Annotated in this window: 12 protein-coding genes; 7 read left to right on the top strand and 5 right to left on the bottom strand. The window is 59.1% G+C overall.

Annotation, left to right across the window (positions count from 1 at the left end):
• Positions 1–338: 338 nt before the first annotated feature.
• The gene (locus NJC40_RS12275; RefSeq protein WP_253139173.1) at positions 339–1,904 is read right to left on the bottom strand and encodes an RNA-binding protein; all 1,566 of its coding nucleotides are present in this window, start codon (positions 1,902–1,904) and stop codon (positions 339–341) included.
• Between the two features lie 204 nt (positions 1,905–2,108).
• Between NJC40_RS12275 and rtcR the strand changes: the two genes are divergently transcribed.
• The 4 genes from rtcR to fliB all read left to right on the top strand — a co-directional run bounded on the left by rtcR (position 2,109) and on the right by fliB (position 6,969).
• Positions 2,109–3,707, top strand: coding sequence for an RNA repair transcriptional activator RtcR (gene rtcR, locus NJC40_RS12270; RefSeq protein ID WP_253139176.1), 1,599 nt, complete (start codon positions 2,109–2,111; stop codon positions 3,705–3,707).
• Between the two features lie 138 nt (positions 3,708–3,845).
• On the top strand, positions 3,846–4,580 hold the full coding sequence (locus NJC40_RS12265) for an AraC family transcriptional regulator (protein ID WP_045494375.1): 735 nt from the start codon (positions 3,846–3,848) through the stop codon (positions 4,578–4,580).
• Positions 4,581–4,677: 97 nt separating this feature from the next.
• Positions 4,678–5,616, top strand: coding sequence for a DMT family transporter (locus tag NJC40_RS12260; RefSeq protein WP_253139179.1), 939 nt, complete (start codon positions 4,678–4,680; stop codon positions 5,614–5,616).
• 168 nt (positions 5,617–5,784) lie between these two features.
• On the top strand, positions 5,785–6,969 hold the full coding sequence (fliB, locus tag NJC40_RS12255) for a flagellin lysine-N-methylase (RefSeq protein WP_253139182.1): 1,185 nt from the start codon (positions 5,785–5,787) through the stop codon (positions 6,967–6,969).
• A 5-nt stretch (positions 6,970–6,974) separates the two neighbouring features.
• On the opposite strand, the gene NJC40_RS12250 is transcribed toward fliB, so the two are convergent.
• Complete coding sequence (locus NJC40_RS12250) at positions 6,975–7,301, bottom strand: DUF2025 family protein (RefSeq protein WP_045488270.1); 327 nt, start codon at positions 7,299–7,301, stop codon at positions 6,975–6,977.
• Positions 7,302–7,363: 62 nt separating this feature from the next.
• Positions 7,364–8,512: an L-threonine dehydrogenase gene (yiaY, locus tag NJC40_RS12245; protein ID WP_253139185.1), complete on the bottom strand. Its 1,149-nt coding sequence runs from the start codon at positions 8,510–8,512 to the stop codon at positions 7,364–7,366.
• A 201-nt stretch (positions 8,513–8,713) separates the two neighbouring features.
• Between yiaY and NJC40_RS12240 the strand changes: the two genes are divergently transcribed.
• On the top strand, positions 8,714–9,613 hold the full coding sequence (locus NJC40_RS12240; protein ID WP_253139188.1) for a DMT family transporter: 900 nt from the start codon (positions 8,714–8,716) through the stop codon (positions 9,611–9,613).
• On the opposite strand, the gene NJC40_RS12235 is transcribed toward NJC40_RS12240, so the two are convergent.
• Positions 9,606–10,826 (bottom strand): class I SAM-dependent methyltransferase, encoded by a 1,221-nt coding sequence (locus tag NJC40_RS12235; protein ID WP_253139191.1) that lies wholly within the window; start codon positions 10,824–10,826, stop codon positions 9,606–9,608. The two genes, NJC40_RS12240 and NJC40_RS12235, sit on opposite strands and share 8 nt — an antisense overlap.
• A 290-nt stretch (positions 10,827–11,116) precedes the next feature.
• Here NJC40_RS12235 and NJC40_RS12230 point away from each other — a divergent pair, with 290 nt between their 5' ends.
• Together NJC40_RS12230 and NJC40_RS12225 are read left to right on the top strand one after the other, a co-directional pair.
• On the top strand, positions 11,117–12,310 hold the full coding sequence (locus NJC40_RS12230; RefSeq protein ID WP_253139194.1) for an alpha-xenorhabdolysin family binary toxin subunit A: 1,194 nt from the start codon (positions 11,117–11,119) through the stop codon (positions 12,308–12,310).
• Positions 12,311–12,335: 25 nt separating this feature from the next.
• On the top strand, positions 12,336–13,340 hold the full coding sequence (locus NJC40_RS12225) for an alpha-xenorhabdolysin family binary toxin subunit B (RefSeq protein WP_253139197.1): 1,005 nt from the start codon (positions 12,336–12,338) through the stop codon (positions 13,338–13,340).
• Positions 13,341–13,410: 70 nt separating this feature from the next.
• Here NJC40_RS12225 and NJC40_RS12220 read toward each other — a convergent pair whose 3' ends face one another.
• Complete coding sequence (locus NJC40_RS12220) at positions 13,411–14,028, bottom strand: TPM domain-containing protein (RefSeq protein WP_253139200.1); 618 nt, start codon at positions 14,026–14,028, stop codon at positions 13,411–13,413.
• Between the last annotated feature and the right edge of the window lie 16 nt (positions 14,029–14,044).

Here is a 14,044-nt window from a genome sequence, read left to right as displayed (position 1 = left end):
GCCGATTACTCGGCGTCTATTCACAGCCTCAAGGCGACAAAAGGGGGTGAAACATGTACCGCGCTCTGCCATTGAGCTACCGCCTCACGGCGGGCGGGGATCGAACCCGCGACCTCGGCATCCTGTAGTTCCACCGGCATTCGCCGGGCAAATTCAAAAAAGTGGCACGACTAAAGGGGGTGACTGAAAGCAGGTCCAGGACCTGCTGCCGGAATCGAACCGGCTAAACCAGATGTACAGCCACCGGCATTCGTGCCGTTCACAGGCGCTGACCAGGGTTTGACGAGACGTCTTGGAATGTAGTCCCGTCAGCATTCAGCACCGGTGAAGCAAAAAACTCATTTCCGGCCCAAGCCGGTCCCGCAGGTTTCGATGGCCCGCACCCAGTGCCGGGCAGCATATTGGCCCAGGGCGAACTGCTCGATCACATCGAACACCGCATCACTGAAGCCGCCGACGTTGAGGATATCCTCACGCTCTGGCGCCTGGGTGGTCGCGCCGGGCTGCATGTCGATGCACACCAGCCGCGCCTGCGGATTGATCCGCTTGATGCGCTCCCATTGGCGCATGGTCTCGGTGGCACCATGGCGCCGCGCATCGATCCATGACTCGTTGTCCGAGACCAGGATCAGCGTATCGACCCTGGCCTTTTCATCAGCCAGGCGCGCCAGCGGTGCCGAACAATTGGTGCCGCCACCGCCAATCGAGGCCAGCTTCTGTGCGTTGCTCATCACGCTGTCACGCGGGTTGAGCCTGACCTTGACCACCTCGAACTCAAACGGCAACACCCGGGCCTTGGGCTGCTTGCGCAGCACGGCGGCGGCGACCAGTGCGGCCACATCAATGCAACGCACCGCCGTGGTCGCGCCCTGCCGATAGCCGGTGACCGGGCTGTGCATCGAACCGGACACATCCGGGCAGACCACCACCGCGCCCGGCAGCGTCGGCACGTTGGTCAGCGATAACTCCAGCGCCTCCTGCAAAGCCTCACGCACCACCTGCGGGACTTCGTCGCCGGCCATTCGGTAAGCGGCCAGCAACTGGTACGGATAGACCCGCGCCTTGGCCACCTGTGCAGCATCGGCCAGCCGCGCCGCCACTTGCTCAGCGCACCCCGGCACCTGGAACGCAGCATGCCGCGCCAGGGTATTGAGGTTCATCCGCAATGCCTGCCAGCCCATGTATCGGGCCTGTTCAGCCCATTGTTCGGCACTGAGGGTTTCATTGCCGAGCAACTGCAATGGCACCGCTGGCACCTCGGTCGTGGCACCGCTGCGAAACGCCAGCAAGTCACGGGTCAGCTCCGGCAAGGCCTGCACATCCACCGGTTTGCCGAGCAACCAGGCAAAGAACGCGGCACGCCAGGCTTCGGCAGGTTTGGGATGGACCATCTTCACCACATCAGCCAGCGAAGGCTGCGTGCCTACCGATGCCTGCAACAACTGGTACTCGCTGGCATTGTTCAGCCAGTCCTGCACCAGACGCTTGGGCTGCGAGCCCAGGGAGCGACGCCCGGTCACGCCGCTGCGCAGAATCTGCACGAAGGTGCGCAGCATCTTGCCGCTGTCCACCACCTGAGCGAACAGTTCGGGCACCAGCGCCGAGCGCTGAGCCACCAGCGCAGCCAACAGCAGTGCCGGCATGTCCTTCATGTGTCCTCGCTGGCGGGCATACACCGCCGCCTTGGCCACGTAGCGGCTGTCCAGCTCAGCGACCAGTTGCAGCACGCTGTCAAGCTGGGCCTGGGCCGAGGCATGGAAGGTCTGGTTCAGGCAACCGGTCACCGCCAGTTGTGCCAGCTTGTGACGGGCGTTGTAGGCATAGGCCGGCGCCTGGCTTGCATTGACAGTATCAGTGACCGGTAAGGTCGCCGCCTGGCGATTGAACAGTTTGAAGTTGGCCATCTTGGCGTCTCGCTCTGATGTTCCGTTGTTATCAGAGGTATTGCAGCCGCTGTGCCAGCTTTCGAAAATCACTCTAAATAAATTTATAACTATTTGATTAATAACGAATTAATTTTAAAAGATGAATTTTATTGGTCCGTCAGCGAGACAAAACCGCCGGCAAAAATTATCCTTGGTTATCGTCATTTATCTAAAAGGATAAAAATGCCAGGCAAGCGCACTGTGGCTGTAGGGTTTATCGGCTCCAAGCTTGACCGGGTCGGCAAAGGCGCCAACCGCTGGTCCGTCTGGCGGCCTACTGTCGGCCTGTGCCAGCAACCGGACCTGCTGATTGATCGCCTGGAGCTGATCCACAGCATCGACGCCCGTGACGTTAGCCTGGCCCAGCGCGTGGCCGATGACATCCGTCAGGTCTCGCCGGAGACTGAAGTCCGCCTGCAGCCGATGGACCTGAAAAATCCCTGGGACTTTCAGGAGGTGTATGGCGCCCTGCATGACTTCGCCGCAGCGTATGCCTTCGACACCGAGCATGAGGACTACCTGATCCACATCACCACCGGCACCCACGTGGCGCAGATCTGCTGGTTTCTGCTCACAGAGGCTCGCTACCTGCCGGCGCGCCTGGTGCAGACCTCACCTGCCCGCCGTCTGGAACCGGATCTGCGCGCACCGGGTACCCACTCAATCATCGATCTTGACCTGTCGCGCTACGACCACATCGCTTCGCGCTTCGCCGGCAAGCGCCTGGAAGGCCTGGCGTTTCTCAAGTCAGGCATTGCCACCCGCAGCACCACCTTCAACCGAACCATCGAACAGATCGAGCGGGTCGCGCTGCGCTCCACCGCACCGATGTTGCTGATCGGCCCGACCGGTGCCGGCAAGTCGTTTCTGGCCCGGCGCATCTTTGAGCTCAAGCGCAGCCGGCATCAGGTGCAGGGCCGTTTCGTGGAAGTGAACTGCGCGACCTTGCGCGGCGACGGCGCCATGTCGGCACTGTTCGGCCATATCAAAGGCGCGTTCACCGGCGCCCAGAATGCTCGCGACGGCCTGCTGCGTGCGGCAGACGGCGGCATGCTGTTTCTCGACGAGATTGGCGAACTGGGCGCCGATGAACAGGCCATGCTGCTCAAAGCCATCGAAGAAAAACGCTTCTTCCCCATGGGTTCGGACAAAGAGGTCGACAGCGACTTTCTGATCATCGCCGGCACCCATCGTGACCTGCGCGAGCGGGTGGCCCAAGGGCTGTTTCGTGAGGACCTGTATGCGCGGATCAACCTGTGGACCTTCAACCTCCCCGGCCTGAGCGGCCGCCGCGAAGACATAGAGCCGAACATCGACTTCGAACTGGAACGTCATGCCCGCGAGCAGGGCCGGCTGGTGCGCTTCAACCTTGAAGCGCGGCGCCGCTACCTGGATTTCGCCAGTTCCAGCCAAGCCGCCTGGCTGGGCAATTTCCGTGAGCTTTCAGCGTCGATCACGCGCATGGCGACCCTGGCCGACAGCGGGCGCATCGACCAGAGCCAGGTCGAGGAAGAAATCCAGCGCCTGAGCTATGCCTGGGGCCTGGTTGCCGAACAGGACGACCTGCAACCGCTGCTGCAAGACGACCTTGAGCTGGACCTGTTCGACCGTCTGCAACTCCAGGCGGTGATCGAGGTATGCCGCGACGCAGGCAGCCTGTCCGATGCCGGGCGCAAACTGTTTGGCGTGTCCCGCCAGGGCAAGGCCAACCCCAACGACGCCGACCGGTTACGCAAATACCTGGCACGCTACGGGCTGGAGTGGAAGCAGATTCGCGGGTAAGCCTAATATTGTTCAGACAAGCACTGCGGACCAAGTGGGAGGAGCCGGCCGGCCGCTCATGGCGGAACCGGAACCATCAGGCAGATGGCTATGGTAGATTCAGCCCACCAGACTTTTGATTATCTGCAACAGGGTGCCATGAGCCCAGTTCTCACCATTCGCCGTTATCAGGGTGAATCCCCTCACCACCAGCACGCATTTACGCAACTGGTGCTGCCGATCCATGGGCGGATGGAAATAGAAGTACAAGGCCATGGCGCCAGGCTCGACACCTCAACGGCAGCACTGGTGGCACCCGGTATGGCGCACGCACAACAGGCTGATGCAGACAGCTGTTTTCTGGTGCTCGACTGCCCGAGCAGTTGGTTGCAGGACAAAGCCCTCGACACGTTGGCCCAACGCATTTATGTGCCTGTTTCGCCAGCCGCCAGACGACTGATTGAATTTGCCGAGCTGGCAGGCAGTCAAGCCCTGATCAATCACGCCGAGCAACTCGCACCGCTGCTACTGTCCGCACTCGCCGCCGGGCCTCAATCGGCAACTGGAGGTCTCCAGCGCCTGCTTGCGCAAGTACAGGCCAATCCGGCCGCAGCCTGGAGCAATGAAGCGATGGCGAGCCTCGCGGCCGTCAGCCTGAGCCAATTACACCTGCGCTTTCGTGAACTGCTCGATACCACCCCGCAAGCCTGGCTGACTCAGGTTCGCTTGCGCCAGGCCCAGCGCTGGTTGACCGATACGCACCTGCCGATTGCCGAGATTGCCCTGCGCTGCGGCTTTTGCGACCAGGCAGCGCTGACCAGAGCAATGAGCCGGCAGTGCGGTACCACACCGGCCGTCTGGCGCAAAACCACTGGCATGAAATCACCCCGGTAAAAACAGCCTGGGTAAAAAATCCGGAATTTTCGAGCAATATCCACCCGCTCCCCCCACCTAGACTCGCAGCCTTGCATTTGAATAAGGCGACAGGCTCATGCTGGCAGATCGGGTTGTGCTCAAGGGCATGTTTTATGGGGTTGGCGCCGGATTATGCTGGGGGGTGATATTTCTCGGCCCCAAGCTCGCACCGGAACTGTCTGGCGCCCAGTTCGCCATCCTGCGTTTTCTTTGCTACGGCCTGATTTGCGCCGTGTTGCTGACACCGCGCTGGCGCATCGCGTACGCCGCATTGCGTCGCGAAGACTGGATTTCCTTATTCTGGCTGAGCCTGATCGGCAATCTGCTGTACTACACACTGGTCGGCAGCGGCGTACAACTGGCCGGAGTCGCCACCACATCACTGATCGTCGGCTTGATTCCAGTGCTGGTTGCGCTGGCCGGGCGCAATGATGACCAGGCCGTCCCCTTGCGTCGTCTGGCACCATCACTGTGCTGCGCCGGTGCGGGAGCGGCGCTGATCAGCCTGCACACCCTGCAAACCGGCGCTGCTGGCCAGTCAGCCCATATCGGCCCCGGCCTGCTCTGTGCCTTCGGCGCATTGCTGACCTGGAGCTGGTTCGCGGTCAGCAATGCCCGACGCCTGAATCGCATGCCTGGCGTATCAGCCTACGATTGGGCGTTACTGGCCGGCGTCATGACCGGCGCCCAGTCCCTGCTGCTGGCCATTCCCCTGTTGGGGCCGGAGATAACCCACCATGATCCCCAGAAGTGGCTCAGCCATCTGATGGTTGCCGGCGGCGTGGCCCTGCTCGCTTCGCTGCTTGGCGGGGCACTGTGGAATCAGGCCAGTCGCCTGCTGCCACTGGCACTCAGTGGCCAGGTGCTGGTCATCGAAACCCTGGCCGCGTTACTGCTGGGCTTTGTGTGGGAGGGGCACTGGCCGGATGCAATGCAGTGGTCAGCCATTGCCCTGCTGGTAACAGGCGTGGTCTGGTGCCTGAGATGCCATCAAGCCAGGCCGCAAAGCGTTTGACCCAAGGGTGCCTGAAAAAACGTAAGCGAGGCAGCCTGCGCGATTGCAACGCCGTACTGGCGAGTGCGGCCATTTCGTAAACACCCTCTAAAGCGCAAAACCAATGGAACTACCCGTCCCGCCACGCCACTCAAGGGGCTTTAAGCGATCCTTCTGCTTGAGGTGTGTATGGCTACTCTGCCCGTCAAGGCGTTCCAGTACATCCAGTCGTTTTCCTGTCTGGCCGAGCGTTGTGAAGACACGTGCTGTCAGAACTGGCCCATCGCCGTGACACCGCGCTGGATTGAACGCGCAGGCCAGACGGCGCCCGAGTTGCTCAACCTGATAGCCCGGGAGCACGATGACTACCGAATAAAGAAAAATGACAATAATCAATGCCTGGCTCTGCAGCACGGTCGTTGTTCGATTCATGCGGCACGCGGCGAGCCGGCCTTGCCGGATATCTGCTCGACCTACCCGCGCATGTACCGGCGCATCAATGAGCTGACCGTCAAGTCGGCAACCATGAGCTGCCCGGAGGTGACCCGGTTGGTGCTGTTCAGTGACGCACCGTTCCAGCTCGAAGAACAGCTTGAGGATGACTATCGCTCTTCAGCCAGCAGCCCGAGCACCTTTGACGGCCTCGATGATCAGGGTTGGGTCAGCACGGTCAATTTCTTCAATGATCTGGTGCTCGGTTCGCAGCGATCCGCCGGTGACGTTCTCGTGCAATTGTATGAGCTGGTCGGGCAACTGAACCAGGTGCCTTATGCACAATGGGGCGAAGCGGCTGCGCCGTTGACTCGGGGCTACCAGTTACCGGCCGCCGATCCGGCCCTCATCGTTACCGATCCACTGCTGCTGGTGCTGTTCGAAATCACTCAAGCACCGTTCGTGCCAGACAGTTTGCGCCAGAGCGTGATGGCCGCCATCGACATCGAAGCTGGCCAAACCCCGCAACACAACCGCGTGAACCTTAAACCGCAGGTACGCGAACTGGCCTACAGCGCGGCAGGCGCAGCGCTGGAACCGGTACTCAAGCGCTTTATGGCTGCCGAGATGACCCGCACCGGTTTTCCCTTCATTTCCACCACCAGCGCCGGTCAGGATTATGGTGTGACCCTGGTCGAATGGGCTGCGACCCTGGCAATCCGCACCCTCGCCCTGCGCTATCTGTTACTGGTACAGGCCGCTGCGGCGCTGCCTGAAGCACCTGACCAGCAACAGATCGTCGACCGGGTCTATCGCTACTGCCGCGCCGCCAGCCACAACGGCGCCACGGTTTCGGAAAAGGTTCTGCGCCAGGCCATCAGCCAGCAGGGAGCACCTTACCTGTTGGCTCTGGTGCGCCAGACCCAGCAGGCGCTTCATTAAACTGCTCAGCCCGCCTTTAGCAAACGCTCGGCGCGAATCGGTGGTAGGTCATGGCGGTGCAGATAGACACGCAGTGGTTCACTGATGCCCAGGCGGCTGTCGATGTTCTGGTTGACCAGCATCTGCAGCCGTTCGCGGTCCAGCGTCATGGGCGAGCCTTCAGCGCCCGTCCAGACGAACTCACGCACTGGTGTGATGCTGTGTTCATCGACATCCATGCCGAACGAGTCTTCGCTGAAGCGCACGATATATGTCTGGATCTTGCGGTGATAGCCAACAAAGCCTTCGAGTCGTTCGGCGGCCTGGCAAATGTCCATGGAGGTTATGCTCATCAAGAATCCCTCTTGCAGGGCACCCGGCCGTGGTTTGAACCCGCCACCGGCTGCCGGTAAGGTCACAGGGCCTGGCGGAAAATGTCTTCGATCTGCTGTTGATCGGCAGGTCGTGGATTGGTCAGCCCGCAGGCGTCCTTCAGCGCGTTGGCGGCCAGAATCGGGATGTCGGCTGCCAATGCCCCCAGCTCGCTCAGCCCGGCAGGTATGCCGACGCTGGCAGACAACTCGCTGATCGCCCGGATCGCCGCCTGGGCACCGGCTTCGGGGGACAAACCGCGAATGCTTTCGCCCATGGCGTGCGCCACATCAGTCAATCGCACAGCGCTGACCGAGGCATTGAAGCGCTGCACATGGGGCAGCAAGACCGCATTGCACACTCCGTGGGGCAAATCATAGTAGCCGCCCAACTGGTGCGCCATGGCATGCACATACCCCAGCGAGGCGTTGTTAAATGCCATACCAGCGAGAAACTGGGCATAGGCCATGTTCTCCCGCGCCTGCAAGTCATCACCCTGGTCCACGGCGCGCAGCAGGTTACCTGCAATCAGGCCGATGGCTTTCAAGGCACAGGCGTCGGTAATCGGCGTGGCAGCCGTGGAAACGTACGCTTCGATTGCATGGGTCAGCGCATCCATGCCGGTGGCGGCCGTCAGCGCAGGCGGCATGCCCACCATCATTTGCGGATCATTGACCGACAGGATCGGCGTGACATTGCGGTCGATGATTGCCATTTTCACGTGCCGGGTCTGGTCAGTAATGATGCAGAACCGCGTCATTTCACTGGCTGTACCGGCGGTGGTGTTGATCGCCACTAACGGCAACTGCGCACGTGCAGAACGGTCAACGCCTTCATAGTCGCTGATATGCCCGCCGTTGCTGGCACACAGGGCAATGCCTTTGCCACAGTCGTGGGGCGAACCGCCTCCCAGAGAAATGACGAAATCACACCCGTGTTGCTGGAGCAGCGCCAGACCTTGCTCGACATTGGCAATGGTCGGGTTGGGCCGGGCGCCATCATAGATCACCGAATCAATCCCCTGCTCGACCAACAGGCCCGCGACCCGACTGGCCACGCCGGCCTTGGCCAGCCCCGCATCGGTCACGATCAACGCCTTGAGCAAGCCGTATTTACCGATCGCGTCCATCGCCTCATTTATACAGCCGGCACCGATCAGGTTCACTGCTGGAATAAAAAAGGTGCTGCTCATGCTGACTCTCCTGACGTGACAGGCCTCCAGCATCGCCGTAGTGCATGACAAAGGTATTGATTCAGCTCAATGAACAGTTTCCCGCTCGCCAACCAGAGTTCCTAACTGTACTGCTCAATCTGCCGCTAGCTGTAGAAGGCACGGCCGCCGGTTCTATGGCCTGATGACGATCCTGTTCTCTTCTGGCATTTGGCGTTTCCCATGTCTTCTCGTGAAAATACCGGTATGGCCCTGGGCCTGCTGGGCGTGATCATTTTCAGCCTGACCCTGCCGATGACACGCATCGTGGTTCAGGACATCCATCCACTGCTCAACGGCATGGGCCGCGCCTTGCTGGCGGCGATTCCGGCGGCACTGCTGCTGTTGTGGCGCCGCGAAAAGCTGCCCACCTTCGCCCAGCTCAAAGGCCTTCTGCTGGTGGTGCTGGGGGTGATTGTCGGCTTTCCGGTGCTGTCGGCCTGGGCCATGCAGAGCCTGCCGGCCTCGCATGCCGCGCTGGTTAATGGCATCCAGCCCTTGTTCGTCGCCCTCTATGCCGCCTGGCTGGCTCACGAACGTCCATCACGCTCGTTCTGGGGCTGCGCGGCGCTGGGCAGCGCTCTGGTGTTGGGCTACGCATTGATCAATGGTGCCGGCAGCATCCAGTTGGGCGACCTGTGGATGTTAGCTGCAGTGGCCGTCGGTGGCCTGGGCTATGCCGAAGGTGGGCGGCTGGCACGGCAGATGGGCGGCTGGCAGGTGATCTGCTGGGCATTGGTGCTGTCGTTCCCGCTTCTGCTGGGGCCAGTGACCTGGCTGGCCAGCCAGCACCAGGGCGCGATTTCGCCGCAAGCCTGGTGGGCGTTCGGTTACGTCACCTTGTTTTCGCAATTTCTGGGCTTTTTTGCCTGGTATTCGGGGCTGGCAATGGGCGGCATCTCCCGGGTCAGCCAGATTCAGTTGCTGCAGATTTTCTTCACCATCGCCCTGTCGGCCCTGCTGTTCGGCGAACAGGTCGAGCCGGTGACCTGGATTTTCGCCGCCGCGGTGGTCGGTACGGTGATTCTCGGGCGCAAGACTACGGTAGTCAGTGTGCCCGCCACGACAGTGAAGCTCAGCTAAAGTAGCCGTCAGCCCGCAACAGAGTTTCCAGGCACTGCTCGTCGATGGCGTAGAAGCTTTTCAGTTCGCCAATGCGCGCCAGGATGGACGCCGGATCAACCGGCTCGGCGCGTTTTACCGCCAGGATCATCTTGTTCTTGTTGGTGTGCTCCAGCGAAATGAACTCGAAGACCTTGGTCTCGTAGCCACAGGCCTCCAGCAGCAAGGCACGCAGGCTGTCGGTGACCATCTCGGCCTGCTGGCCCATGTGCAAACCATATTGCAGCATCGGTTGCAGCAGGCCCGGGCTCTGGATCTGCTGACGAATCTGCTTGTGGCAGCACGGCGAGCACATGATGATCGCCGCCCCGGAGCGGATGCCGGTGTGAATCGCATAGTCAGTGGCGATATCGCAGGCATGCAAAGCGATCATCACCTCCAGCTCGCTGGGCGCCACACTGCGCACGTCACCACAGCGAAACACCAGACCCGGATGCTCCAGGCGTGCGACCGCGTTGTTGCACAGGGTGACCATGTCTTCGCGCAACTCGACACCGGTGACCTCGCCCTGCACCTGCAAGGTATTGCGCAGGTAATCGTGGATCGCAAAGGTCAGATAACCTTTGCCGGAGCCGAAGTCCGCCACCCGCACCGGCTTGTCCAGGCGGATAGCCGAGCTAGCCAGGGCATGGGAGAACACTTCGATGAACTTGTTGATCTGCTTCCATTTGCGTGACATGGCAGGAATCAATTCATGCTGGCGGTTGGTCACACCCAGATCGGTGAGAAACGGCCGGGTCAGCTCAAGGTAGCGTTTCTTCTCCCGATCATGTGCCGCCGCAGGCGCAACACGCGATTGCCCGGTCTGGCTGCGTGACAGATTGGCCTTGCCCTTCTTGCTGAACTCCAGCTGCACTTCATCGCTGAGCGACAGCAGGTGAGCATTGCGAAACGAGCCTGGCAGCAGCTCGGCGATCAGCGCCACAGCCTCAGCCAGCGGATGATTCTTGGTGATGTCGCGGGTCTTGTAACGGTACACGAACGACAGACAGGCCTGGCCCTTGAGGGTCACCGGCGCGATGAGGATACGTTGCAGGTCGGTCTCGGCACCGACATAGCGGGCCAGGACCAGCTTGACCAGCGCACTCTGCGCCAGGCAATCGTCCAGCAAGGTGAAGAATTGGGCACGCTGATCCACTACAGAGCCGGTAGCGGCATCGTTGGAAACTGACATTGACTACGCCTCGGGTGTCCCTTCGGGACCTTGAAAATCAGCGCGCAGTTTAAGCATTTGAGGCGCGAAACGGGACATTATTTTGTCGGAAGTTTCAGCAACACAATGGCGAATTTTTAAAAAGTTACACATATAACAAATAGTAAACACACCACCCACTTTATACACAATGCCACGATTGCCGCCCGTCAAATACCCGTGTTACTTATAAAACAGCCTCACCCATACGGCTGACCAGTAACATGATCAGCAACGGAGCAACTTCATCTATCAACACAAGGAACGTGCACATGATGCTGAAAACACTTGTATCCGGTGACACCCATGCCAGCACCTCGGATATCCCGATCATCTATATAAAAACAGCGCTGCTGGATGAAGAATTCGAAGGCCGCAGCCCGGCCCTGATCTTGACCAAAGAAGACATCTTCAACATCAAGCGTTATGAACGGCACAGCCTCAACCTGCCCGTCACACTAACCGGTGTAGAACACGCTTTGGGCTTTAATAAAAGCAACGTACCCGGTCTTGAACCTCAGGACATACTGCATACTTACCGCCAGATTCGCGACCATGCCTTGAGCTGGAGCCCGATTGAAAACAACATAAAAAGTGTGACCTTCACGATCGACCGGTTCGCTGGCAGCTTTTACAGAAACGGCAGCGACATCATCGAAAGCATTGAGCAGATGAGCATCGCTCAACGTTTAAAACTCAAGGTTTCCGATCTGAGCCTGGCGTTCATCAATGACCTCGACCCGTCGGCCCTCGACGATCAGGACCTGAGCATTCGCAACGAACTGTCAGCCTTTCTGAAAAGCATCGCTGACGAGGTTGAGCAGCATCGCCAGAGCGCCAGCACGTTGAGCAATTCCCTTGAAGTCTTCGCCAATACGTTGACCCAGACACTGATCCCGGACATCAATCAGAAATTCAATCATGCGAACCAGTCCGGGCTGGCCTCTCAAATCACCGAACTGGAAAGGTACATTGATGAGCTGACCCAGCAGATCGCCGAAAAAGCAGCGGAGTACAAAAAAAATGTAGCGCTGGCGTTCAGCGGTGCGCCAGGGGGAGCGTTTGGTCTGATTATCACCGGCGGTATATTCGGCAAAAGAGCCGAAGACGCCCGCAAGGCAAAAAATCGCCTGTTGAAAGAGAAGGACGCCGCCCTTGAAAAACTAAAGGTCTCGCGCCCTCTTCTCAATACCGTTGCAAGCCTCGCCATCTACTTTGAGGACATGCAGTTCCGCATGCTCGATGCTCATCGCAGCGCCGTCAATCTGCGGGATATCTGGACGATGTTGTCTGAGTACATCCAGGCCGCCGCTAATGAGCTGGAGACGATAAAAGACAACCAGTCCCTGCTGACCTTTGCCTTGAAGTTTTCAAATGTCGTAGATCCTTGGAGCGACATTAACGGCTTCACCAACAAGTTGCTGACTGTTTTCAACAGCGCGCTTGAACAATTCAATAACCAATGACGCTTACCGGTACAAGGATATGACCATGCTCGCTCCCGTCTCGCACGACTTTAAAACACCTGACTTAAAAGTCATGACTGATGCACAGACACTTATCTATAACCAGATCAAGTCATTGTCACTTGATTTTCTACCGGTCATGAAAGAAAAGCTGCCTTTCGTTAAAACAGCTCTGAGCCAGGCGAGCTACACGTTTCGCAAAGAGCTCAACAAGGTATTGGCTACTGCGCGCACTATCAACCTGAATCAAACCGACCAGCTTCGCGTGCAAATCGAGTCTGATACCAGCCTGCATGCCGAACAAAAACAGGAAGCGCTTCAACAAGTGGAGGCACAACGTACCCATATCTTGTTGACACTCGCTCACAGCGTGCACCAGGCTGACAACGCCATGCTGCAAAGTATTGATGACCTGTCGCAAATCAATCTGAAACCGGCGAGCGAACGGCTGCAACAGACGCTACAGAGCCAGCTCGACACCCATCAGGAAAGCATCACCGAACTCGGCAAACAGATCGCCGCACTGATGGAAGACAAGCAAATCCTGGATGCGGCCATCACGGAATACGAGAAATACAACCTGGCCGACGTTTTCAAGAATCTGTTGCCCAGTCCTGAAGAACTGGCGGCGCTGACCAGCACGCCGGTCGCTAAAGTCGCCATAATAAGTGCAGGCATCGCCCGCCTGGAGAAATTACGGGGCGAGATCAGTAAAGGCCTGAACTATCTGGACCTGACGACAGAACGCGACAGACTCCGGGCACATTATGATCAATTGCTCCGGGAATCGACCCGTATCAATCAACTGGCCCAGGAGGTCAGCCATGATCTGCTGCAATTGAGCGCACTGTCCGAGCTGGACCAGGGCAAGACAATCTGGGTAAACGAAGCACGCAAGGCGGTTGATTCACTACGGATGTTTAGCGAGACCTACCTGTCCGACACGCGCGCCAGCAGCCTGATCCAGCAACAACTGCAAGAGCTGATTTCTTACCTGAACAAGCTCATCAGCATACAACGCGAACTCTAACAGGCCGTTAAAAAGCCTAGGCGAGGCAGCCAGTACAAGGCAGTTTTAACCGCCGGCCAAGTACCTGCGATCAGACCAGAACCACCACACGCCGGGCACTCTCGGCGTGTGCACGCGTGCGCGGAACATGATCGGCCAGCAGCTCGCCACAGGCATGGATACAGCCTAGAAACCCATTCAGATTCTGGCCGTTGCGTATCTGCTGGGTAAAGACGTTGATCATGGCTTTCCAGGTCTGGTCGTTGAGACGACTGGAAATGCCATGGTCGACGAGAATTTCGACATAACGCTCGGCTTCACAGACAAACAGCAGAATCCCTGTGCCGCCCGGCGCGGTATGCAGGTTCTGTTCAAGAAACTGCCGGCGGGCCAGATTACCTGCCCGCCAGCGGCGCACTGAAGACGGTACCAGACGGCTGGTGACCAGGGGAATACGGCACACCAGCGCGACCAGCAGAAATGTGACCAATTGGGCCAGCACCAACTGGCTGGCGTTGAACCAGTCAGTGACGTAGTTGAAGACACCCGGCCCCAGTAGCGCCATGGCTCCGGCCCATATCAACGGCACATAAGCGTAATCATCAGCCTTGGCCGCCAGCACGGTGACCAGTTCGGCATCGGTGCGCTGTTCAACGCGGGCAATCGCCTCGGCGACCTGCCGCTGTTCATCCTCACTGAGTAAAGCCATGTATCCCTCTTTCAGA

Source organism: Pseudomonas sp. 21LCFQ02, assembly GCF_024129895.2.
Taxonomy (GTDB): domain Bacteria; phylum Pseudomonadota; class Gammaproteobacteria; order Pseudomonadales; family Pseudomonadaceae; genus Aquipseudomonas.
The sequence above is the reverse complement of the archived record's forward strand: the minus strand, read 5'-3'. Positions and strand labels throughout refer to the sequence as shown.